Annotated in this window: 21 protein-coding genes; 7 read left to right on the top strand and 14 right to left on the bottom strand. The window is 66.3% G+C overall.

What is annotated here, in order from left to right; all coding sequences use genetic code 11:
* Positions 1-36 precede the first annotated feature (36 nt).
* From MFF62_RS13960 to MFF62_RS13970, 3 genes are read right to left on the bottom strand one after another with little or no spacing between them, the layout of a single operon-like run.
* Entirely contained in the window at positions 37-1,929 is a 1,893-nt protein-coding gene (locus MFF62_RS13960; protein WP_238263728.1) for a dipeptide ABC transporter ATP-binding protein, read from the bottom strand.
* 1 nt (position 1,930) lies between these two features.
* Positions 1,931-2,908: an isoaspartyl peptidase/L-asparaginase family protein gene (locus MFF62_RS13965; protein WP_238263729.1), complete on the bottom strand. Its 978-nt coding sequence runs from the start codon at positions 2,906-2,908 to the stop codon at positions 1,931-1,933.
* A 26-nt stretch (positions 2,909-2,934) separates the two neighbouring features.
* Complete coding sequence (locus MFF62_RS13970; RefSeq protein WP_238263730.1) at positions 2,935-3,822, bottom strand: MurR/RpiR family transcriptional regulator; 888 nt, start codon at positions 3,820-3,822, stop codon at positions 2,935-2,937.
* 272 nt (positions 3,823-4,094) lie between these two features.
* Between MFF62_RS13970 and MFF62_RS13975 the strand changes: the two genes are divergently transcribed.
* The gene (locus tag MFF62_RS13975; protein WP_238263731.1) at positions 4,095-6,017 is read left to right on the top strand and encodes an ATP-binding cassette domain-containing protein; all 1,923 of its coding nucleotides are present in this window, start codon (positions 4,095-4,097) and stop codon (positions 6,015-6,017) included.
* A gap of 90 nt (positions 6,018-6,107) precedes the next feature.
* Here MFF62_RS13975 and MFF62_RS13980 read toward each other — a convergent pair whose 3' ends face one another.
* The 3 genes from MFF62_RS13980 to alr all read right to left on the bottom strand — a co-directional run bounded on the left by MFF62_RS13980 (position 6,108) and on the right by alr (position 9,237).
* Positions 6,108-6,593, bottom strand: a complete 486-nt coding sequence (locus tag MFF62_RS13980) for a disulfide bond formation protein B (RefSeq protein ID WP_238263732.1) — start codon at positions 6,591-6,593, stop codon at positions 6,108-6,110.
* A 113-nt stretch (positions 6,594-6,706) separates the two neighbouring features.
* Positions 6,707-8,074 carry a DNA repair protein RadA gene (gene radA, locus MFF62_RS13985; protein ID WP_238263733.1) on the bottom strand — a complete coding sequence of 456 codons (1,368 nt, stop codon included), beginning with the start codon at positions 8,072-8,074 and terminating at the stop codon, positions 6,707-6,709.
* Between the two features lie 53 nt (positions 8,075-8,127).
* Positions 8,128-9,237 carry an alanine racemase gene (alr, locus tag MFF62_RS13990; RefSeq protein ID WP_238263734.1) on the bottom strand — a complete coding sequence of 370 codons (1,110 nt, stop codon included), beginning with the start codon at positions 9,235-9,237 and terminating at the stop codon, positions 8,128-8,130.
* Between the two features lie 475 nt (positions 9,238-9,712).
* Between alr and lplT the strand changes: the two genes are divergently transcribed.
* Positions 9,713-11,032 carry a lysophospholipid transporter LplT gene (gene lplT, locus MFF62_RS13995; protein WP_238263735.1) on the top strand — a complete coding sequence of 440 codons (1,320 nt, stop codon included), beginning with the start codon at positions 9,713-9,715 and terminating at the stop codon, positions 11,030-11,032.
* A gap of 33 nt (positions 11,033-11,065) precedes the next feature.
* Here the strand turns inward: lplT and MFF62_RS14000 are convergent, their stop codons facing one another.
* Genes MFF62_RS14000 through tsaB form a run of 4 tightly spaced genes read right to left on the bottom strand, consistent with a single transcriptional unit; the run spans position 11,066 to position 14,367 of the window.
* Complete coding sequence (locus MFF62_RS14000; RefSeq protein WP_404990750.1) at positions 11,066-12,157, bottom strand: DUF1853 family protein; 1,092 nt, start codon at positions 12,155-12,157, stop codon at positions 11,066-11,068.
* The gene (locus tag MFF62_RS14005; protein ID WP_238263736.1) at positions 12,132-13,064 is read right to left on the bottom strand and encodes a uracil-DNA glycosylase; all 933 of its coding nucleotides are present in this window, start codon (positions 13,062-13,064) and stop codon (positions 12,132-12,134) included. The genes MFF62_RS14000 and MFF62_RS14005 overlap by 26 nt, the downstream gene beginning before the upstream one ends.
* Positions 13,061-13,606, bottom strand: a complete 546-nt coding sequence (gene rimI / locus MFF62_RS14010) for a ribosomal protein S18-alanine N-acetyltransferase (RefSeq protein WP_238263737.1) — start codon at positions 13,604-13,606, stop codon at positions 13,061-13,063. Before rimI ends, MFF62_RS14005 begins: the two co-directional genes overlap by 4 nt.
* Positions 13,603-14,367, bottom strand: coding sequence for a tRNA (adenosine(37)-N6)-threonylcarbamoyltransferase complex dimerization subunit type 1 TsaB (tsaB, locus tag MFF62_RS14015; protein WP_238263738.1), 765 nt, complete (start codon positions 14,365-14,367; stop codon positions 13,603-13,605). Before tsaB ends, rimI begins: the two co-directional genes overlap by 4 nt.
* Positions 14,368-14,546: 179 nt before the next feature.
* Here tsaB and MFF62_RS14020 point away from each other — a divergent pair, with 179 nt between their 5' ends.
* The 3 genes from MFF62_RS14020 to MFF62_RS14030 all read left to right on the top strand — a co-directional run bounded on the left by MFF62_RS14020 (position 14,547) and on the right by MFF62_RS14030 (position 16,433).
* Positions 14,547-14,816 carry an acyl-CoA-binding protein gene (locus tag MFF62_RS14020; protein WP_238263739.1) on the top strand — a complete coding sequence of 90 codons (270 nt, stop codon included), beginning with the start codon at positions 14,547-14,549 and terminating at the stop codon, positions 14,814-14,816.
* Between the two features lie 130 nt (positions 14,817-14,946).
* On the top strand, positions 14,947-15,321 hold the full coding sequence (locus tag MFF62_RS14025; RefSeq protein ID WP_238263740.1) for a hypothetical protein: 375 nt from the start codon (positions 14,947-14,949) through the stop codon (positions 15,319-15,321).
* 221 nt (positions 15,322-15,542) lie between these two features.
* Positions 15,543-16,433: an NAD(P)H-binding protein gene (locus tag MFF62_RS14030; protein WP_238263741.1), complete on the top strand. Its 891-nt coding sequence runs from the start codon at positions 15,543-15,545 to the stop codon at positions 16,431-16,433.
* Here the strand turns inward: MFF62_RS14030 and MFF62_RS14035 are convergent.
* Both MFF62_RS14035 and MFF62_RS14040 read right to left on the bottom strand, forming a co-directional pair.
* The gene (locus tag MFF62_RS14035; RefSeq protein ID WP_404990751.1) at positions 16,430-17,950 is read right to left on the bottom strand and encodes a DHA2 family efflux MFS transporter permease subunit; all 1,521 of its coding nucleotides are present in this window, start codon (positions 17,948-17,950) and stop codon (positions 16,430-16,432) included. The genes MFF62_RS14030 and MFF62_RS14035 overlap by 4 nt on opposite strands.
* Positions 17,947-18,417, bottom strand: coding sequence for an SRPBCC family protein (locus MFF62_RS14040; RefSeq protein WP_238263742.1), 471 nt, complete (start codon positions 18,415-18,417; stop codon positions 17,947-17,949). Before MFF62_RS14040 ends, MFF62_RS14035 begins: the two co-directional genes overlap by 4 nt.
* A gap of 207 nt (positions 18,418-18,624) precedes the next feature.
* Here MFF62_RS14040 and MFF62_RS14045 point away from each other — a divergent pair, with 207 nt between their 5' ends.
* Complete coding sequence (locus MFF62_RS14045) at positions 18,625-19,035, top strand: VOC family protein (protein ID WP_238263743.1); 411 nt, start codon at positions 18,625-18,627, stop codon at positions 19,033-19,035.
* Between the two features lie 87 nt (positions 19,036-19,122).
* Here the strand turns inward: MFF62_RS14045 and aceB are convergent, their stop codons facing one another.
* Both aceB and MFF62_RS14055 read right to left on the bottom strand, forming a co-directional pair.
* Positions 19,123-20,706 carry a malate synthase A gene (gene aceB, locus MFF62_RS14050; protein ID WP_238263744.1) on the bottom strand — a complete coding sequence of 528 codons (1,584 nt, stop codon included), beginning with the start codon at positions 20,704-20,706 and terminating at the stop codon, positions 19,123-19,125.
* A 46-nt stretch (positions 20,707-20,752) separates the two neighbouring features.
* Positions 20,753-21,478 (bottom strand): haloacid dehalogenase type II, encoded by a 726-nt coding sequence (locus tag MFF62_RS14055; RefSeq protein ID WP_238263745.1) that lies wholly within the window; start codon positions 21,476-21,478, stop codon positions 20,753-20,755.
* Between the two features lie 167 nt (positions 21,479-21,645).
* On the opposite strand from MFF62_RS14055, the gene MFF62_RS14060 reads away from it, so the two are divergent.
* A complete protein-coding gene (locus MFF62_RS14060; protein WP_238263746.1) occupies positions 21,646-22,602 on the top strand; it encodes a LysR family transcriptional regulator in 957 nt (318 codons plus the stop codon).
* Positions 22,603-22,688: the final 86 nt, after the last annotated feature.

Consider the following 22,688-nt stretch of genomic DNA (forward strand, 5'->3'; position numbering starts at 1 on the left):
CACAGAAATACGCAAACTTCGGTACTGCAAGATCCATCAATAGGCGCCGCCAACGGCGTGCCGCGCAACAAAGTGGCCATGCGCGCCAATGCCGGAAACGGCCACCAGCGGCTGCACCACGGGTTCGTCGCCGACCGCGCGGATCGGGCTCGGAATTTCATCGGACAGCGGCTCGCGCTTCATGTGGCGGCGCGCCGGGTCGGCAATAGGCACCGCCGACATCAGCTTCTTCGTGTACGGGTGCTGCGGATTCTCGAAAATGGCGCGGCGCGGGCCGATCTCGACGATCTGGCCCAGGTACATCACCGCCACGCGATGGCTCACGCGCTCCACCACGGCCATGTCGTGCGAGATGAACAGGAACGCCACGCCCAGTTCGCGCTGCAGGTCGAGCATCAGGTTGACGATCTGCGCCTGGATCGACACGTCCAGCGCCGATACCGACTCATCGGCCACCACCACCTTGGGGTTCAGCGCCAGGGCGCGCGCGATGCAGATGCGCTGGCGCTGGCCGCCCGAGAACTCGTGCGGATAGCGCGACGCATGCGCCGCCGTCAGGCCCACCTTTTCCAGCAACCAGGCCACGCGGGCCTCGGCTTCCTTGCCGCTGGCCACCTTGTGCACCATCAGCGGTTCCATGATCGAGTAGCCCACGGGCACGCGCGGGTCCAGCGACGCAAACGGGTCCTGGAAGATGAACTGGATATTGCGGCGCAGCGCCTGCAGCGCCGGGCCCTGCATCTTGCTGATGTTCTGGCCGGCGAATTCGATGGTGCCGCTCTGCGCGTCCACCAGGCGCAGCAGCGAGCGCCCCGTGGTGGACTTGCCGCAGCCCGACTCACCCACCAGCGCCAGCGTTTCGCCCGGATACAGGTCGAAGCTGACCTGCTCCACCGCGTGCACGCGGCGCGTGACCTTGCCGAACAGCCCGCCCGGCACGTCGAAACGCGTGACCAGGTCGCGCACGCGCAGGATCGGCGCCGCGCCGTCCGGCACGGTGTCCTGCGGCACTTCGGCCACCGGCGCGCCAGCATCGTTGGTCTGCACCAGCGGGAAACGCGCGGGCAGGTCCGTGCCCGACATCGCACCCAGCTTGGGCACCGCCGACAGCAGCGCACGCGTGTACGGATGAGCGGGGGCGTGGAACACATCGTCCGACGTGCCCTCTTCCACCTTCTCGCCGCGATACATCACCAGCACGCGGTCGGCCACTTCAGCCACCACACCCATGTCGTGCGTGATGAAGACCACGCCCATGTCCATCTCGGCCTGCAGGTTACGGATCAGCTGCAGGATTTCGGCCTGGATCGTCACGTCCAGCGCGGTGGTCGGCTCGTCGGCGATCAGCAGCGCCGGCTTGCACGACAGCGCCATGGCGATCATCACGCGCTGGCGCATGCCGCCCGAGAGCTGGTGCGGAAAGCGGTCCAGCACGCGGCGCGCTTCGGGAATGCGCACCAGTTCCAGCATGCGCAGCGCCTCGGCGCGCGCGGCAGCCTTGTTCTTGCCCTGGTGCAGGCGGATCGACTCGGCGATCTGCTCGCCCACCGGGAAGACCGGGTTCAGCGACGTCATCGGCTCCTGGAAGATCATCGCCACGTCCGCGCCGCGCACGGTGCGCAGCGTCGACTCCGACGACTTCACCAGGTCCATCACCTCGCCCGAGCGGCGGCGCAGCAGCATGCCGCCGTTGGCGATCTTGCCGCCGCCATGCTCCACCAGGCGCATCAGCGCCAGCGACGTGACCGACTTGCCCGAGCCCGATTCGCCCACCACGGCCAGCGTTTCGCCGCGGTCGACGTGGAACGACAGGTTGCGCACCGCCTCGACGGTACGTTCCGACGTGGAAAAGCGCACGGTCAGGTTGTTCACGGCCACCACGCGCTCGGGTGGCAGCACGATGCCCTGGTTGGAAACAGTACTTGCCATATCAGCCATAGATCCAGACGTTGACCGGTTCGCCGACGCGGGCCACGCCGCGATACATGCCCTCGGTGTTGAACGGCAACGTCACGTTGCCAGCACGATCCACCGCGATCAGGCCGCCGCGGCCGTGGATGGCCGTCAGCTTCTCCATGACCACGCGGCGCGCCGATTCCTCCAGCGACAAACCCGCGTAGCGCATCTGGGCCGACACGTCGAACGCGGCCGCGGTACGGATGAACATCTCGCCGGTGCCCGTGGCAGACACCGCGGCCACGTCGTCGGCATAGCAGCCGGCGCCCAGCACTGGCGTATCGCCCACGCGGCCCACCTGCTTGTTGGTGACCCCGCCCGTCGACGTGGCGGCGGCCAGGTTGCCATTGGCGTCGCAGGCCACGGCGCCGACCGTGCCGAACTTCTTGTCGGCATCGAGCGGATCGGGCTGGGCAGCCTTGGCAGCCTGGGCGGCCAGCGTGGCGGCGTCGTGGTCCAGCAGCGCCATGCCGGCGGTGCCCTGCGCGCGCAGCCACTGGTCGTGGCGTGCCTGCGTGAAGAAGTAGTCAGGTGCTACCAGCTCCAGGCCCTGCGCCTCGGCAAAGGCTTCGGCGCCCTCGCCCGCGAACAGCACATGTTCGCTCTTTTCCAGCACGGCGCGCGCGGCCAGCACCGGGTTGCGCAGGCGCTTGACGCAGGCCACGGCGCCGGCGTTCAGCGTGGCGCCATCCATGACCGATGCATCGAGTTCGTACGTGCCCGCGTGCGTGAGCACCGCGCCCTTGCCGGCATTGAACAGCGGGCATTCTTCGAGCAGGCGCACCGCTTCGGTCACGGCGTCGAGCGCGCTGCCGCCGTCGGCCAGCACGCGCTGGCCGGCCTGCAGCACCTGTTCCAGCGCGGCGGTGTATTCACGCTCGCGGTTGGCGTCCATGGCCGCACGGGTAATCGTGCCGGCGCCACCGTGGATGGCGATAACAGCTTGAGGCATAGGTCCTTCTACTTCCCTTCTTGACTTCAGTCTGAGGATTTCTGCGCGGTGCGGTCGTCGCGCGCAGGCGCGCCGTAGAGCCACGGCAGCAGGAATTCGGTCATTTCGGCGGCGGCCTTCACGGCACGCACCGAGCGATAGGCCACGGCCCCGCACAGCGCTTCGATCAGCGCCAGCACCGTGGCTTCGGAATTGGCCGACAGCCGGTTGCCGGCGTTGGCATACAGCGAGATGTCCGCCAGCGGCGCCAGCGGCGACGTGGGGCCATCGGTCAGCGCCAGCAGCCGGCCGCCGTGTGCCTTGACGCGCTGGGCCAGCTTCATCGAATCAGTAACGTAGCGCGGAAAGGCGATGCACACCACCAGATCCTGCGGGGTCAGCTTGAACAGTTGACGCGCCGCATGCGAGGCGCCGCCCACCGTCGACACCGACGTGACCATGCGGCAATGCATTTCCAGCCCGTGCTGCATCAGACCAGCCAGATAGCCGCTGGCGCCAAAGCCCATCACATAGACGCGCTCGGCGCCCAGGATGGCCTCGACGGCACGCTCGATCGATTCGGCATCGAGGTTGCGGCGCGTGGATTCCAGGTTGCGGGCACCCTCTTCCAGCGACGCGGCAAAGACCTCGGCCACCGTGGTCGGGCGCGCCAGTTCGTCGCGCAGGCGCTCCACCGGCGCCAGCGTGGCCTCGAAGCCGCGCACCAGTTCGGCACGAAACTGCGGATAACCCTCGAAACCGAGCGCCTTGGCAAAGCGGTTGGCCGTGGCCACCGACACGTCGACGGCCGTGGCGAATTCGTCGATACGCATCGTCGCCGCGCGAAACAGGTTGTCCAGCACGTAGTTCGCCATGCGCTGGTGCGCGGGCGTCAGTGTGGGCAAGGCGCGAGCGATGCGTTCGGAAATCGTCATGTCAGGACGTCGGGGGTAGCTGGATGGCACCGCCTTGGAGCATCGGCGATGAAAAGGCACTTACGCAGTGCAGCAATCAATGTAAATAAATTTACACGCAAATGCCATGCCCGCAATACACAAAGTGATCGAATGCGGGAAATCCCTCAATACATGGATGCGGACATGCAAGCCGACTGAAAGCCGGCAAGCCCGCGCGCCGGCCAGCCGCCTGCGGCGCGCTACAATGCCGGCCTGCCGAAGATACGGTTGTCCTGCCTCGAAGCTTCCCCGTGATACGAATCGACCAGCTTGTCCTCCAGCGCGGCACCAAGGTGCTGTTCGACCACACCAGCGTGACGCTCAACCCGGGCGAACGCGTAGGCCTTGTCGGCGCCAACGGCAGCGGCAAGTCCACACTGTTCGCCATGCTGCGTGGCGAGCTGCACGCCGACGGTGGCGACGTAGCGGTGCCCGCCCAGTGGCGCATCGCCCATGTGGCGCAGGAGACACCGGCGGTCAGCCGCACTGCGGTCGAGTACGTGATCGACGGCGACACGCGGCTACGCGACATCGAGGCCGCCATGACCCGCGCGCAGGCCAGCGGCGACGGCTCGGCCGAAGCCGAGGCCCATGCCGCCTATGCCGATGCCGATGGCTACACGGCCGCGGCCCGCGCCGAAGCGCTGCTGCTGGGCCTGGGCTTCACGCTGCCGCAGGTGACGCAGCCGGTCTCGTCGTTCTCGGGCGGCTGGCGCATGCGCCTGAACCTGGCGCAGGCGCTGATGTGCCCGTCCGACCTGCTGCTGCTCGACGAACCGACCAACCACCTGGACCTAGACGCCATCGTCTGGCTCGAAGACTGGCTGGCGCGCTACCCGGGCACGCTGGTGATGATTTCGCACGACCGCGAATTCCTGGACGCGATCTGCACCGTCACGGTCCATATCGAGAACCAGCAGCTCAAGCGTTACGGCGGCAACTACACGCTGTTCGAAACCATGCGGCTGCAGCAGATGGCCCAGCAGGCGGCAGCCTATTCGCGCCAGCAGAAGGAAATCGCGCATCTGGAATCGTTCATCACGCGCTTCAAGGCCAAGGCCACCAAGGCGCGCCAGGCGCAGAGCCGGGTCAAGGCCCTGGAAAAGATGGAGCGGCTGGCGCCAGTGCACGTGGCGGCCGGCTTCGCGTTCGAATTCCGCGAGCCCGACTCCGCGCCCAACCCGATGATGGTGCTGGACAGCGTGGACTGCGGCTATGCCGAGGCCGATCCGCCCGTCACCATCCTGCACAAGCTGGCCCTGTCGATCCAGAACGGCCAGCGCATCGGCCTGCTGGGTGCCAACGGCCAGGGCAAGTCCACGCTGGTGAAGACGCTGGCCGGCACGCAGCCGCCGATGAATGGCACGGTGCGCCTGGGCAAGGGGCTGGTGATCGGCTACTTTGCGCAGCACCAGCTGGAAACGCTGCGCGACCACGATTCGCCGCTGCAGCATCTGGCCCGGCTGGCGCCCGACGTCCGCGAGCAGGAATTGCGCGACTTCCTGGGCAGCTTCAACTTCCGTGGCGACATGGCCACGTCACCGATCGAACCGTTCTCGGGCGGCGAAAAGGCCCGGCTGGCGCTGTCGCTGATCGTCTGGCAGAAGCCAAACCTGCTGCTGCTGGACGAGCCGACCAACCACCTGGACCTGGACACCCGCGAGGCGCTGACCATGGCGCTGGCTCAGTTCGAGGGCACGCTGATCCTGGTATCGCACGACCGCCACCTGCTGCGCGCCACGTCCGACCAGTTCATGCTGGTGGCCAATGGCACGATCCAGCCGTTCGACGGCGACCTCGACGACTACCGCGACTGGCTGCTGCAACAGGCCGCCGCCAAGCGCAACGCCGCCACGGCCGCCCACGCGGACGAGGCCACGCCGGCGGTCAACCGCCGCGACCAGCGCCGCGCTGAAGCCGACGAACGGCAACGGCTGTCGGTACTGCGCAAGCCGCTGACCAAGGAACTGGAAAAGGTGGAAAAGCGGATGTCGACGCTGCAGGCCGACAAGACCGTGATCGACGCCTTCATGGCCGAATCCTCAAGCTATGAGGAAGCCAACAAGACGAAGCTGATGGAAATGCTGAAGCGCCAGGGCGAAGTCACCGGCGAGTTGGATCAGCTGGAAGAGCGCTGGCTCGAACTGCAGGAACAGATCGAGCAGATTGCTTGATCTTGGGGCAGTGAATCCCGCCTGAGGGGATGTTGCTCCCCTCTCCCGCCATGCGGGAGAGGGGAGAAAATCAAGGCAAGAACAGAGCCCTTACCGGAAATTCTTCTCCCGCCGAATCAGCCCCACCGCCAGCGTGAACGTCAGAATCACCAGCCAGATCAGCGACCACGCCGGGATCGACAGGCCGAACAGCGGCGGCAGCGGTGCCGTGCACAGGCCATCCGAATAGAACACTTGGGGCAGCAGCTTGGCCGTGGGCAGCGCGTTGACCCAGTTCTCCAGCGGATCGATACCGCACGACGCCTTGGGGCTCAGCAGCAGCGACACGTGGTAGCCCGCCACCGCGATGCCGGCTACGCCGGACAGCATGCCCAGCCCTTGCCACAGCGTGCGCGTGTTCTGCGCAATGGCGGCCAGCAGCGAAAACACGCCGATGCCCACGAAGGCAAAACGCTGCATGATGCAGAGCGGGCACGGCTGGTAGCCCTCCACGTACTGCATGTACAGCGCGGCGCCGAGCATCGCGAACGAGACGATGGCGATCAGCAGAAAGTAAGCGCGAGAATTGGCTTGCATGAGTGTCCAGGGCAGGATTTGTTTCGACGCGATTATTACCGATTTTCGGCGCGGCCATCGTGACGAAACGCCGCACCCTGCGCAACCAAAGTCCGGGGCGGCGTCGGTCAGCGTTAGTCCAGATTCCGCGCGCGGTCGATGGCCTGCTCCAGGCGGTCCACCGCTATCACTTCCAGTCCGTCGATCTTCTGCTTGGGCGCGTTCGCCTTGGGAATCACGGCCATCGTGAAACCTAGCTTGGCGGCTTCCTTGAGCCGCTCCTGGCCACGCGGGCTGGGGCGGATCTCGCCGGCCAGGCCCACTTCCCCGAACACCACCAACCCACGTGGCAGCGGCTTGTTGCGCATCGACGAATGGATCGACAGCAGCACGGCCAGGTCGGCGGCCGGTTCCGTGATCTTGACCCCGCCCACCGCATTCAGGAACACGTCCTGGTCGAAGCAGGCAATGCCCGCATGCCGGTGCAGCACGGCCAGCAGCATCGCCAGCCGGTTCTGCTCCAGACCCACGGCCAGCCGGCGCGGGTTCGGCACGTTGGCCGTATCGACCAGCGCCTGCACTTCCACAAGCAGTGGGCGCGTGCCCTCCTGGGTCACCAGCACGCATGACCCGGCCACCGGCTCCTCATGCTGCGACAGGAACAGCGCCGACGGATTGCTGATGCCGCGCAGCCCGCGCTCGGTCATCGCAAAAACGCCAAGTTCGTTGACCGCGCCGAAGCGATTCTTGAAAGCGCGAATCAGACGATGCGACGAATGGGTATCGCCTTCGAAGTACAGCACGGTGTCGACGATATGTTCGAGCACGCGCGGGCCGGCCAGGCTGCCTTCCTTGGTCACGTGGCCAACCAGGATGATCGTGATGCCGCTGCTCTTGGCGATGCGCGTCAACTGGGCCGCGCATTCCCGCACCTGGGCCACCGAGCCCGGCGCGGACGTCAGCGCCTCGGAATACAGCGTCTGGATCGAATCGATCACGGCCACTTCAGGCTTGTCGGCTTCCAGCGTGGCCTGGATCTTTTCGAGCTGGATCTCGGGCAGCAGGCCCAGCGTGGCGGCCTCCACCCCCAGGCGCTGCGCGCGCAGCGCAATTTGCGCGCCCGATTCCTCGCCGCTTACATACAGCACGCGCCGGCCGGCCGACAGGTTCGCCAGCGTCTGCAACAGCAGCGTGGACTTGCCGATGCCAGGGTCGCCGCCAATCAGCACCACCCCGCCGGACACCAGCCCGCCGCCCAGCACGCGGTCGAATTCGTCGATGCCGGTGGAAAAGCGCGGCACATCGGACGCCTCGATCTCGCTCAGCTTGCGCACCACGGCCGAATTGGCCAGCGGCTGGAAGCGCCGCGCGGCCGACGAGCCGGAATCGGCCACGGTCTCCACGAGCGTGTTCCAGGCATTGCATTGGGGGCACTGCCCCGCCCAGCGCGGCGTGGTGCCGCCGCATTCGGTACAGGTATAGACGGTCTTGGTCTTGGCCATCGGGATAGTTGGGCAGAAAGGCGCGAACGAAAAAGGCGGCGGTGTGCCTGGGATCAGGCGACCGAATCGTCGGTGGTCAGCGTGGCCACCGTAGTCGGCACGCGCGGCGCCAGCGCGCACATCAGTTCATAGCCAACCGTGCCGCTGGCGGCGGCCACGTCGTCGATCGGCAGCCCATGGCCCCAGAGCGTGACCGGCGACCCGACCTTGGCCTTCGGGCACGGCGTCAGGTCCACGCAGATCATGTCCATCGACACACGGCCCACCAGTTCGGTGCGCACGCCATCCACCAGCACCGGCGCGCGCCGCTCGCCCCAGCCAGCGGCGTGGCGCGGGTAGCCGTCGGCATAGCCACAAGCCACCACGCCAATCCGCATGGCGCGGTCAGCGGTGAACATCGAGCCATAGCCCACGGTGTCGCCCGGCTGCAGGTCCTGCACGCCGATCAGTTCACTGTGCAGCGACATGGCCGGCTGCAGGCCGGTGTCCGAGATATCCGCCGACAGGCCCGTGGGCGAGGCGCCGTACAGGATCACGCCCGGGCGCACCCAATTGCGGTGTGCCGACGGGTGCCAGAGCACGGCCGCCGAATTCGACAGGCTGGCCTCACCCGGCAGGTTGGTCGTGGCCGTCTCGAATGCCTCGATCTGGTGCGCAATGCCGCGCTCGCTGTCGGCATCGGAAAAATGCGTCATGTGAACAATGCTGCCCACGCACGACATCGTGCGGGCGCGCTCCCAGGCTGCACGGTACTGCGCCGGGCGGAACCCCAGGCGGTTCATGCCGGTGTTCAGCTTGAGCTGGATGGCCAGTGGGCCCTTGGGCCGGGCCTGTTCCAGCATGCGCAGTTGTTCTTCGCAGTGGATGGCGGTGGTCAGGCGATATTGCTCGATCAGGGGAACATCCTGCGGCTGGAAGAATCCCTCCAGGAGCAGGATCGGTCCCTGCCAGCCAAGTTCGCGCAACAGCACAGCCTCGTTGAGGTCAAGCAGGCCGAAGCCGTCGGTGCCCTTCAGGCCCGGGAACGCGCGGCGGATTCCGTGGCCATAGGCATTGGCCTTGACCACCGCCCAGACCTTGGCGTTGGGGGCGCGGCGGCGGACCACATCGAGATTGTTGGCAAGTGCGGGCTGGTGGATGACTGCGTGAATAGGTCTAGGCATGGCAATGGCAATGTCTTGCGTGTGGTGCCGAACTAAGGTTCTGCACCGAATTCGGGAAGACCCGGTCGGCACCCCGCTGGATTCGGGCGTTTAGGTGGCACACACTGTGCTCTGGCAGGCATCTGCGACAGACAGGCCCACGCGGCCGGCACCGGACCACCTCACGCAGGCGGTATTTGACCACATCCGTGCGTTTGTTCCGGGAATCCATCCGGGCATGTACTGTCCAATGCGCGTCCGCCGGTGTGCTGAAATGTCGCGGATTCGTGATATAAAGCCGGACGCTACGGCCATGTTTTAAAAGAGAAGCAATATGTCAATGACGGTCAGGCAAGCCGCGCGGCGCGTGAAAGTAACGTCGCCGCCCCACTTTGACAAGGCCGGCGCGACAGGTTCCCTGCAAGCAGCCGCGCTGCCGGCCGGTGCGTTTTTGCCCGTCCAGATGGACGCCCGCGATGGAGACAAAGTCCAAGGTATGAAGAAGGGTTTCTACACGATCATGGCCGCGCAGTTTTTTTCGTCGCTGGCCGACAATGCCCTGCTTATCGCGGCCATTGCCCTTCTGACCGAGTTGCACTCCCCGCAGTGGATGACGCCGCTGCTCAAGCTGTTCTTCGTACTGTCCTATGTGGTGCTCGCGGCCTTCGTGGGCGCCTTCGCCGATTCGATGCCCAAGGGCAAGGTGATGTTGATCACCAATGCCATCAAGATCGTGGGCTGCGCCATCATGATGTTCGGCTTGCACCCGCTGCTGGCCTACGGCGTGGTCGGATTTGGCGCGGCGGCCTACTCCCCCGCCAAGTACGGCATCCTGACCGAGCTGCTGCCCCCTGAAAAACTGGTCATGGCCAATGGCTGGATCGAGGGCCTGACCGTCGGCTCGATCATTCTGGGTACGGTAGTGGGCGGCGCGTTGATCTCGGTGCACCTATCGACGATTTTGCTGCGCCTGGACCTGCCCTACATCGACACCGGCATCAACACCCCCGCCGAAGCGGCGATGGTGGTGATCATGTTCTTCTACTTCATCGCGGCCATCTTCAACGTGTTCATCCCGGACACCGGCGCGCGCTACCCCCAGCAGGAAAAGAACCCCATCAAGCTGATTGCCGAGTTTGGCGACTGCTTCATCGCGCTGTGGCGTGACAAGCTGGGCCAGATCTCGCTGGCGGTGACCACGCTGTTCTGGGGCGTGGGCGCCACGCTGCAATTCATCGTGCTCAAGTGGGCGGAAAAGTCGCTGGGGCTGAATCTGTCGCAAGGCGCACTGCTGCAGGCCGTGGTGGCCGTGGGCGTGGCCGTCGGTGCCATTGCCGCCGCCGCGCGCATTCCGCTGCGCCGCTCGCTGTCGGTGCTGCCGTTCGGCGTGGCCATGGGCGCCACCGTGATCCTGATGGCGTTCTACACCAAGGACACCATGCCGGCCGTGACGCTGGATGTACTGGGCATGGCCATGCCGCTGTACATGGCCATCGCCTATGTGTTCCTGATGATCGTGGGCGCCATGTCGGGCTACTTCGTGGTGCCGATGAACGCCCTGCTCCAGCACCGGGGCCACGTGCTGCTGTCGGCTGGGCACTCCATCGCCGTGCAGAACTTCAACGAGAACGTGTCGGTGCTGCTGATGCTGTGCCTGTACGCACTGCTGATCAAGCTGAACGTGCCGATCGGCTTTGTGATCGTGGCGCTGGGCCTGTTCATCGTGGCCACCATGGCGCTGGTCATGCGCCTGCACAAGCACAACGTCAAGGTCTACAACTCGCTGGCGATGATCGGCGAGGACAAGCACCACTAGCCATCCGGGTGCCTGCCGGGCGCCTACCCTGTCTCAGGGTGCCCCGGCCCGCCGCGCCGCGCGCGACTCCCAGTCGTCCGGCACCACGAAGCCCCGCGAGCATTCGCGCCAGACATCCTGCGCATCCTCCACCTGCACCAGTTCACACACCATGATCGGCGACTCGCGCCGCCATGCGTGCTCCTGATCCGAAAACCGCTCGGCCAGCGCCTCGCGCAACTGCTCGGCGGACTCGGTACCGCTGGTGGGCACGCGGGCGCCTGAGAGCCAGTCCGTCCTGGAAAGCCGGCACCAGCGCACCGGCTGCCGCGCAGGGGCTGACGCCCGGGCATACCAGTTGTCGAGCGTGCGCCACCACCCGTGCAGGTGATCGGGGGCGATGCCCAGCGCATCGAGTCCGGCCGGCTTGTTGCCATCGCGATAGAACAGCCATCCCAGCAGGTAGACCTCGCTGCGGTGGACGGGATGCCCGAGCATGGCCTGCGCCTCGGCGGTGCGGCCCAGCGGCAACTGGCGCCGCACGATGTGGTCGAGCTTGTCGCCCAGCCGGTCGACGAGATTCGGCCCGACGAACGCCCGCTGTTCCACGACGCCGTCCACCATCAGGTAGAACTTGGCCGCCATTTCCCAGTGGACGGTGGCCAGCGTGGCCGGGTCGCGCCAGATCACATCGAGTTCGCCCAGGGTCTGGATGCCATGACCGTTTGCTCGCCGGATCGGCACATTTGCCGCCAGCAGGTCCACTCCCCGCGTGTGTTGCAGTGCAAAGTGCAGCAGCCGTTCGGCATGGCGCCCCAGGCGCAGACTGCGGCTGCCGGACGGATCGGGCAGCCGGCTCAGTTCGGCAATGGTCTCGGGCAAGGCGGCGGGATCGGCGTTTGACAGCCACGCCTGCCATGCGGCCCGCGCCCCCGGCGGCCATTGGGCCAGGCGGGCCGGACCGGCCGGGTAGATATCGGGTAGATGGGAGAGCAGCGCCGGTGCTAGCGAACACCAGGCAAGATCGCGCGTGCGCTGCGACGCCGCGCTGCACCAGAGCGGCAACGGCGCATCGGTTCCGGCCGGCACGCAGCCGCCCGGAAGGTTCACATCCCCGAGATCAGGCTTGAGCTCCCGCACGATCATGGACCTCGCGTGCCAGGCACAGGTCTTCCCAGGCCCGTGCCTTGTCGGTCAGGGTACGCAGCAGGTACGCCGGGTGATAGGTCACCACCACGGGAATGCCTTCGTACGTGTGCACCGTGCCGCGCAACTTGCCAATCGGCGTGGTGGAGCGCAGCAACGACTGCGCCGCAAAGCGGCCCAGCACCACGATGACCTTCGGCCTGATCAGCGCGATCTGGCGCTTCAGGTACGGTTCGCACTGCGCCACTTCGTCCGGCTCGGGATTGCGATTGCCCGGCGGCCGGCACTTGAGCACGTTGGCGATGTAGACGTTGCGGCCGCGCGCCATACCCACGGCCGCCAGCATGTTGTCGAGCAGCTTGCCGGCCTGACCGACGAACGGCTCGCCTTCGAGGTCCTCGTTTTCGCCAGGCGCCTCGCCCACCAGCATCCATTCGGCCTGCTGGTCGCCCACGCCGAATACGGTGTTGGTGCGCGTTTCGCAGAGGCCGCATGCCGTGCAGCCGGCCACGCTATCGGCCAGTTCCTGCCAGGGCATCGCGGCGATGGCCGCCTCGCGGTCGGCCTGGGCCGGCAGCCGTGCCACCGGACGCTCGGCGGGCCGGGCAGGATTGGGTGCATCGAACGCGTCGACGGTCTCGGCCAGTTCTGCCAGGTCGGCAAGTTCAGCGGCGTCCGCCTCGGCCGGCGTGGCGGGCATGGCCCGCGCCGGCTCGACGGCCGCCTCACGGGCGACCACCGGTGCGACGGCTGCGCGCGCCTCCGGCACCTCGGCTACCTGTGCGGGCTCGGCAAGGACTTGATGGGCCTGCTCGGCCGGCTCGACCGACTCGGCTTGATCAGCCTGCCGCGGCACCCATTCAGCCGAAATGCCCAGCACCTCCAGGAACATCGCGCGGCGATTCATGTGGATTCTCCGTCGCCCGTGGCGGGCCAGGCGCGACGCAGCACCAACGCGTCCTCGCGTCCGAGCGCGGTGGCCGGGTAATAGCCCTTGCGGCGGCCAATCTCGGCAAACCCGGCCTCAACGTACAGTGCCAGCGCGCCAAGGTTCGAAGGCCGTACCTCCAGCAGCATGGTGTGCAGCCGGTGCGCATGCGACGTTGCCAGGGCGATGGCCAGCATCAGCCGTCCATAGCCCTGCCGCTGGTGGGTGGGGTCGATCGTGATATTGAGCAGGTGCATCTCGTCGACCACCGGCATCAGCATCGCGTAGCCAATCAACGCAGTGGACGGGTCGCGCAGCGTCAGGCCGAAATGCCCGGCCTTCAGCGAATTCTCGAAATTGCCACGGGTCCACGGGTGGCTGTAGGCGCGCTGTTCGATCTCGGCCACTTCCGCCAGATCGCGTGCGGTCATGTGATCGAGCATCCAGCCGCGTGCCAGCGTGGGCATGACCGGCACGTCTGGCCAGTCCGGGCGCTCGGCCGGCAACAGCGCGGCGCTCATTTGGACGCCCCTGCGGCGGCCAGCGCGGCCGCCTTGGCCGCTGCCACGGCTTCGCGCTCGACGATGGTCTGCGCAACCTTGTCGCGGACGTAGATCGGCATGGCATCGGCGGCGGCAATCGTCTCGCCACGGGCCAGCGCGCGCCCGGCAATCGACACCATCGTGCGGGCGTCGGGCAGCGCTTCCGGCACCGTGCGCGCGGCTCGGGCGGCGGCGGTCAGCCGGTCACCAAAGACAGTGATGGCGTTGCCGGCCAGCCAGAATTCGCCGTTGGGCGCCACGATCGATTCCGGCGCGCCTACCTGCATGGCACCGTCCATTTGCCATTCGCCGGCAGCCGCGTCCCAGCGGAACGTGGCGGCGTAGGCTTCATCCATGCGGGCGTCGATGGCCACCAGGACCGACGCGCCCTGGGGCAGCGCGGGCGTGCCGGTGCGGACGCTCTCGGCGCACGCCATCAGCACGTTCACCGGAATCACGGGCAGGTCGGCGCCGAACGCCAGGCCCTGCGTCACGCCGCAAGCGGTGCGCAGGCCGGTAAACGACCCCGGGCCGGCGCCAAAGGCAATGGCGGCACAGTCCGCCAGGCGGATGCCGGCTTCGGCCAGCACCTCGCCAGCGGCGGGCAGCACGCGCGACGACGAACGCGCGCCCGTGTGCTCATGACGGGAGAAACACTCGATGGCGCCACCTTGCGTGGCGCGGCCGAGTGCGACGGAACACCACTCTGTGGAGGTCTCAACAGCAAGAATCCAGGACATGGCAGCGATTGTATCCGTTGCCGGGGCAAAGCTGTATTGGCCAGGGCACGCTGGCGCACCGGGCCCGCCGGCCGCAACCGAAGGCTTCCTCGATTTTTTTGGGCTGAAACGGACGGCCGGGGCGCTTATCATCGGCCCTCTCAATGCCCCTCTAATCGCACTGCCACTCCGGAGACACCATGAGCGACCTGCAGGCCCGTTTCGACCAGGCCCAAATCGACGTCAAGACCCTGTCCGAGCGTCCCAACAACATGACGCTGCTGCGCCTGTACGCGCTGTACAAGCAAGGTGCCGAGGGCGACGCCCACGGCGACAAGCCGGGCATGACCGATTTCGTCGGCCGCTACAAGTTCGAAGCCTGGGAAGCCATCAAGGGCACCAGCCAGGACGACGCCAAGCTGAAGTACGTGGAACTGGTGGAAGACCTGGTGGCCGGCCGCGCCAGCTAACGCCATCTGGCGTCCGGCTTGCCTCCCTGGGGCGTGCCGGCGCCAGCCGATCTGACACTCCGACTCAGCACTCGGACATTTCCTGCCGATAACCAGGCTATCCGCAATGGTGTCGTATCCCCAGGAAGACATGAAGACATCCCGAGTGCTGATCAGTGCATGTGCGCTGATGCTGTCGACGGCCGTCATGGCCGCGCCACGCGCGCCAGCCAGGTCCGCCGAACCGGCCGTCCCCGCCTATGATCCGGTGCGCTACAAGTCGTGCACGGTCTATGCCGCGACGGCGCTGTCGGCCGCCGTGGAGATGCGCACCAACGGCTACAGCGCCAAGCGCGCCCTGTTCGAAGGTGGCAACCCGCCCTCCCCGCCCATGGTGGCGCTGACCGAATTCGCGGCTTCCGCCATCCAGGCGCGCTCCACCACCGGCCGCGACGCGGCCTCCACGCTGAGCGGCTTCCTGGCCGGAGTCTGCTACCACCGCCACGACCTGCCCACACTCCAGTAAACGTGATGCCGGCGTGGTGCATGCCCCAGCGCGCCGCAGCGCCGAAGCGCCGCAAAACGCGCTACCATCCGCACCCATGACATCGGTCTTCCTTGCCTCCCGCTAGGGATTTCAAGCATTCCCGCATGGCACGCCTGCCCTGACACGCGTGCCGGAACCGCGCGCGCCGGCCGGCTGAAGCAGGCCCCAGGCGCCGCGCCATGTTTGGCAAGGAAAACCTCATGCAGACCCAGTCTCGCCTGGTAGTGACCGGTGTATCCGGGCACTACGGCCGCGCAGCGGCCAATCATCTACTCGGGGCACCCGCCCTTCACCTGACCGGCACCACACGCACACCCTCGCACGTCCAGGACCTGGCCGAGCAAGGCCTGGACGTGCGGCACGCCGATTTCGACGAGCCGGACGGACTTGTCAACGCGTTCCAGGGCGCGCAGCGCCTGCTGCTGACCAGTACCGGGGCGGAACATGCCGGCCCGCGCCGCGTACGCCAGCATCGGCACGCTATCGATGCCGCCCGCGCTGCCGGCGTGGCGCACATCGTCTACACATCATTCCTCGCCGGCTCTGACTCGCCGCTGGCTGCCATGGCTGGCGATCATGTCGCCACGGAGCAGGCGCTGCATGCATCCGGCATGCGCCATACGGTCCTGCGGCACGCGTTCTATATGGAAATGCTGCTGCCCGCGGTGCGTCAGGCGCTGGCGTCCGGCGTGATCAGGACGCTCGATGCCGAGGCAGGCGTGGCCTATGTCGCCCGGGATGACTGTGCGCTGGCAGGCAGCCACGCGCTGCGGACCTGCCACGGCAACGGGGTGTTCGATGTCACGGGACCGGAGGCAATAACGCCCACCCCGCTCGCTCGCATGGTTCAGGCGTGCCTGGGGGTCGAGGTCAAGGTCGTGGAGCTATCGCCAGACAAGTTGCTGGCAAGCCTGCTGGCCGATGGCGTGGGCGAGCCCATGGCCAAACTGATGGTCTATCTGGAGCGCGGCATGGCGCAGGGGGCGATGCAGTCCGTCAGCCAGGACTTCCGACAACTGACCGGCCGCCAGGCCCGCGGTGTCGAATCATTCCTGAAGCAACACCGCGACCGCCTGCTGGCCAGGCCCTAGGCCACCGCCGCTGGCCGGTGGCGGATGCGCCACGCGGCCAGCATGGCCGTGGCAATCACCACGCCCACGGCCAGGAACGTCTCGTCGAAGGCGCGGATGCGCGCCGCCTGTACAGCCTGCCCGGCGACCTGGCCGCCCGCGCCCAGCATCACGCCGTGCTCGGCCAGCCGCCATTCCAGCCCGACGCCCGCCAGGCTCACGCCGATGGCGCCGCCCAGCTGGCGCAGGAAGTTGATGCAGCTCGATCCTTGTGCGATCAGCGAGAAATCCACGCCGCGCATCGAACCCATCGTCAATGAAGGCAGGATGCACCCCAGGCCAATGCGCCCGATCACCGCGTACAGCACGATGAGCAGGTAGGGCGTAGCCATCGAACCGGTAGCCATCAGCAGGAACGATCCGGCCAGCAGCGCCAGCCCGAATGACACCTGCTTGTGCGGCAGGATGCGGCCGGTCAGGCGCCCGGCCACGGCAATCGTCACGGCCAGCGCGATGCCGGCCGGCATCAGCACCAGGCCCGCGGCCGAAGGCGTGTAGGCCAGCGCGGTCTGCATGTAGACCGGCAGCAGGTAGGTGGACCCGAACAGACCCGCGCCGTAGATGAACGCCACCACGGCGCCAGCCGAGAACTGGCGATAGCTGTAGAGCCGCATGTTCATCAGCGGATCGGGTGCGCGCAATTGCCACGCCACGAACACGGCCAGCATGAACACGCCGAACAGCGCCAGCCCCACCCCTTCGCCCGTGCTGTTGCGCATGGCCACCAGCCCGTTGAGCAGGCTCACCGTCGCCACGCCCACCAGCACCAGGCCGCGCCAGTCCAGCGGCTTGCGCTCGCCGATCATCGCCGAATCCACGGCCATGTACCGGCGCGCCATCCACCAGCCGGCCAGCGTCAGCGGCACCACCACGAAGAAGATCGAGCGCCAGCCGAACAGCTCGACCAGAAACCCGCCCAGGCTGGGGCCGATGGCAGGTGCCAGCACCACGCCAAAACCGAATAGCGACAGCGCCTTGCCCTGCTCGCGTTCCTCGAAGGCGCGCAGGATGAAGATGTTCGGCAGCGGCTGCATGATGCCGGCGGCGATGCCTTCGGCCACGCGCATGGCCAGCATCACGCCAAATGTGGGGGAGAAGCCGCCAATGAACCCGCCGCAGCCCAGCAGCACCAGCGTGCCCATGAACGTGCGCCGCAGCCCGTAGCGGTTCAGCAGCCACGGCGTCAGCAGCATCGACATCGTCATGGCGATCATGAAGCTGGCCGCCACCCATTGGGCGCGCTCCTGCCCCAGCACGAAATGCCGGCTCAGGTCCGGAATGGCGACATTGACGATGGTTGACGACACGATGGACGACATCGCGCCCAGCATCAGCGTGATCAGGATCAGCCAGCGCAGGCGGTCACCGTATCGCGCGCGCAGTTCGGCCCGCGTGGGGCCGCTGCCCTTCGGCTTGTCTCCTCCCTCGGGATCTTCCCCGCTGCCGGTACGTGCCGGCGCAGTGGAATCGCGGCTCACCCGAGCCGCCCTGTCTCGGCAATCTCGCGGATCTTGCGCACGGTGTCGAGGTCGGCCTCGTGGTAGGCCGACTTGACGATTTCCGCATAGCGGTCGTCGCCACTCTCATCCACGTTCGGCTGCGTGGTCTCGTAGATGAAGCGCGCCAGCAAGGCGCCCGGCACGGGTGTTTCGATGATCATCGTCAACGACCCGCCCGCGTGTTCGGCTGTTGCGGCCGATTCGTAACGCACGGCGCTGCGCGGTTCGTACACCACCCGGTCACTGATCTTGGCCTTGCCAAAATGCAGGACGCGCTCGATCCAGCCGTCGCCCCGCGCCACGATCTCGGCACGGTCCAGACCCAGGATGAACAATTCCGGCGACTCCGCCCGCAAGACCAAACCCTGCCAGAGCTGGTCGGCCGTCAGCGGCACCAGCGTGGGGTCGGCTGGGTCATTGATTTCCACCAGGTGTTCGAAGCGCAACTTGACTCTCCAGATCGTAGATTTCCGTATTATGAGCCCTCCCACGTGCAACTGTCCCCCCGGTTTCGGGCGGGTCGCGCACATCACTGCTGACAGCACGTGTCAGGAGCCCGGGCGCACAATGCTCGCCCGATGTATGTCAGGCGTCAGGAGCCGTCAGGAGCGGCTGCCGACCGCCGGCATCGGGAGAACGCTCAGGAGGCACGCATGGAGTTGCTGATCAACATCGACGTCGATGACCTGGAACGCGGCATCGGTTTCTATGAAGCAGGACTGGGATTGCGGCTCAACCGCAAACTGTTCGACGGCACGGTAGCCGAGTTGCACGGCGCCTGCGCGCCGGTCTACCTGCTGGCCAAGGCCGCCGGCTCGGTGGCCACCACCCGCGCCGACACCCGGCGCGACTACGCACGGCACTGGACGCCGGTGCACCTTGACTTCGTGGTCGAAGCCCTGGAGCCCGCCATCGAACAGGCGCTGGCCGCCGGCGCCGAACTGGAAGACTGGCCCCGGGAATTCGACTGGGGCCGCCAGGCCATGCTGTCAGACCCGTTCGGGCATGGGATCTGTTTTATTGAGTGGAAGGGTGAGGGGTATGGGGTGCGCGAGGGGGTGTGAGGGAGTCGCCCGCCCCAACAAAAAACCCCCAGGGCTCACACCCTGGGGGTTTTCTTCATCCTGAACCTCAACGAACCGTAGCTACGCTCAGACTTCCTCGTACAGCGGCAGCGTCAGGAATTCAGCGAAGTCTTCGGACGTCGACATCTGTTCGAAGATCTGCGCGGCGCGGTCGTACGTCGGGCCGTTGCCTGCGATTTCCTTCACCTTGGCCAGTTCTTCCGGGATCAGCGCGCGGACCATCTCGGCGGTGACCTTGCGGCCGTCTTCAAGCTTGCCCTTCGGCGAGCGGATCCACTGCCAGACCTGCGAGCGCGAGATCTCGGCGGTGGCGGCGTCTTCCATCAGGTTGTGGATCGGCACGCAGCCGTTACCGGCCAGCCAGGCGCCCAGGTAGTGGATGCCGACGTTGATGTTCATGCGCAGGCCGTGTTCCGTGATCGGCGTTTCCGGCTTGAAGTCCAGCAGGTCGGCGCCCTTCACTTCCACATCCATGCGTTGCTTCTCGAACTGGTTGGGCTTGTCGCCCAGCACGGCCACGAATTCCTTCATTGCCGGTTCGACCAGGCCCGGGTGAGCCACCCAGCCGCCGTCGTAGCCGTCGGTGGCATCGCGACGCTTGTCGCTGATGATGCCTTCCATGGCGATGGCGTTCTTTTCCGGATCGTTTTTGATCGGAATCAGTGCGCTCATGCCGCCGATGGCCGGTGCGCCACGCTTGTGGCAGGTCTTCAGCAGCAGCAGCGCGTACGAACGCATGAACGGCGCGGTCATCGTCACCTTGGCGCGGTCGGCCAGGCAGAAGTCCTTGTCCACCTTGAACTTCTTGATGCACGAGAAGATGTAGTCCCAGCGGCCGGCGTTCAGGCCAGCGCTGTGGTCGCGCAGTTCATACAGGATTTCTTCCATCTCGAACGCGGCCAGGATCGTTTCGATCAGCACCGTGGCCTTGATGGTGCCTTGCGGCAGGCCAACTTCGTTCTGGGCCATCACGAAGATGTCGTTCCACAGGCGTGCTTCCTGATGGCTTTCCATCTTCGGCAGATAGAAGAACGGGCCGGCGCCGCGTGCGATCTGCTCTTTGCCGTTATGGAACAGGAACAGTGCGAAGTCGAAGATGCCGCCCGACACGCGCTTGCCGTCGATCGTGACGTGCTTTTCGTCCAGGTGCCAGCCGCGCGGACGCACCTGCAGCGTGGCGATCTTGTCGTTGAGCTTGTAGTGCTTGCCGTTGCTGTCCAGCGTCAGCGTGCGGCGCACGGCGGCCTTCAGGTTGACCTGACCCTGCATCTGGTTGTGCCAGTTCGGGGTGTTCGAATCCTCGAAGTCGGTCATGTAGCTGTCAGCGCCCGAGTTGAAGGCGTTGATCACCATCTTGGCTTCGACCGGGCCGGTGATTTCCACGCGGCGGCATTGCAGCGCCGGGGGTACCGGGGCCACTTTCCAGTCGCCTTCGCGGATGTTCTTCGTTTCAGCCAGGAAGTCGGGCAGTTCGCCGGCGTCCAGGCGCTTGGTGCGCTCTACGCGCGCGGCCAGCAGTTCCTGGCGGCTCGCCTCGAAGGCGCGGTGCAGCTTGTCGACCAGGGCCAGGGCTTCCGGCGTGAGGATGTCTTCGTAAGCCGGCAGGATCTCGCCGGTAATCTTCATGCCCGCGGGCAGCGTGATAGCCATCAGTCTTCTCCTGTAGGTGCGATGGTGTATTAAGGGGGCCTGCTCGTCAGGACGCCGCGCCCGGTGCGGCAGCCAGGGCGGCTACCGACGGGGCGACGAAAGCAAGCAGGTCGTTCATGTCGTGCCCGGTGCCAGTGGGCGCCACGTCCAGGCGCTCCACCGGATGGCCGGCACGGTTGATCCAGAAAGTCGTGTAGCCAAACCACGTGGCCCCGCATGCGTCCCAGCAATTCGACGAGACGAACAGAATCTCGCTCGCAGGCAGGTCGAAAGCCTTGGGGCCCATGGCGTAGGCGGCCGGCGCGGTCTTGTACTGCCGCACGGCGTCCACCGACAGCACGTGGTCGAACAGACCATGCATACCGGCGCTCTTGACCGCGATATCCAGCATCTCCGGGTTGCCGTTGGACAAGATGCCCAGCGGCAGATTGGCGCGCCGCAACCGCTTGAGCGCTGCCAGGTTCTCCGGAAAGGCCGACAGGCAGGCGTATTCCTTGAGCAGCTGCGCCTGCGTCGCATCATCGAGATGCAACCCCAGGCGGTCGGCCGCATAGCGCAGCGCGTCAATCGTGATGTCCCAGAAAGGCTTGTAGCGTGCGCCGTCGGGGGCCGCCAGCGAACGCAGGCGCGTGTAGTCGATCTGCCGCTCGCGCCAGAGCAGCGCAAGCGCCTCGCCCTTGCCCGGAAACAGCTGCTCCGCGCGCGCCGTGACCGAATACACGTCGAACAGCGTGCCGTAAGCATCGAATACAACTGCGCGGATTTTGTTCATCTGTCAAAACGCCAAGGACTGAATGGACCTGTACACGATTGAATGCATGGAATTCTAGTGATGCGCTGCAGTGCGGCAAATAGGGCCGCTGTCACTTGATCTTTTACTTTTGCACTACTAATCTTGGCCATCCTTATCAAGACTTGTGTTACAGCAAGCGGACTTTCGTGGACCACTTCAAGCAACTTGAGACTTTTGTGTCTGTCGCGTCACGTGGCAGCCTCTCCGCCGCCGCAGCCGCCGAAGGCGTGGCGCCGGCCATCATCGGGCGCCGCATCGATGCCCTGGAAGAGCGGCTCGGCGTGAAACTGCTGGTACGCACCACACGCAAGATCACGCTCACGTTCGAAGGCTCCGCGTTCCTGGAAGACTGCCAGCGCATCCTCAACGACCTGCACAATGCCGAAGCCAGCGTCTCCGCCGGCGGGGTCAAGGCCAGCGGCCACCTGCGCGTCACCGCGCCGGCCGGCTTTGGCCGCAAGCATGTGGCGCCGCTGGTGCCGCTGTTCATCGAATCGCACCCCGACGTCACGCTGACCCTTGACCTGTCCGACCGCGTGGTCGATCTGGTCAACGAAGGCTTCGACTGCGCCATCCGGCTGGGCGACCTGCCCGACTCCAGCCTGGTATCGATCCGCCTGGCCGAAAACCGCCGCGTCGTGGTGGCCTCGCCCGAATACCTGGCGCGTGCCGGCACGCCGCAACTTCCCGAAGACCTGTCGCGCCACAACTGCCTGGCCTTCGGCGCCAGCGCCAACGTGCAGCGCGGCTGGGTGTTCCAGCAGGACGGCCGCGCCGTCACCGTCAAGGTCGGCGGCACCATGGAATGCACCGACGGCGCCGTGCTCCATGCGTGGTGCCTGCAGGGGCACGGGCTGGCCTGGCGGTCCTGGTGGGAAGTGGGCCAGGAAATCGTCAGCGGCCGTCTGGTGACCGTGCTCGACGAATTCCAGGCGCCGCCCATCGGCATCCACGCCGTCTTTCCCCAACGCAAGCACCTGCCGCTGCGCGTGCGTCTGTTCATCGACCATCTCAAGAACACCTACGGCAACCCGGCCTACTGGCGCCGCGCCGAGCAGGCGCCCAGCAGCGCCGCCGCCGAAGTCCACGCCGTGGTGGCCTGAACACCCGTTGCTACCGCGCGCGATCGGTTCGGCATCGCACAATCTTGATATTTCGCAATGGCGCACACTCCACACTGACTACAATC

It is taken from the genome of Cupriavidus pauculus, assembly GCF_022179805.1.
Classification (GTDB): domain Bacteria; phylum Pseudomonadota; class Gammaproteobacteria; order Burkholderiales; family Burkholderiaceae; genus Cupriavidus; species Cupriavidus pauculus_E.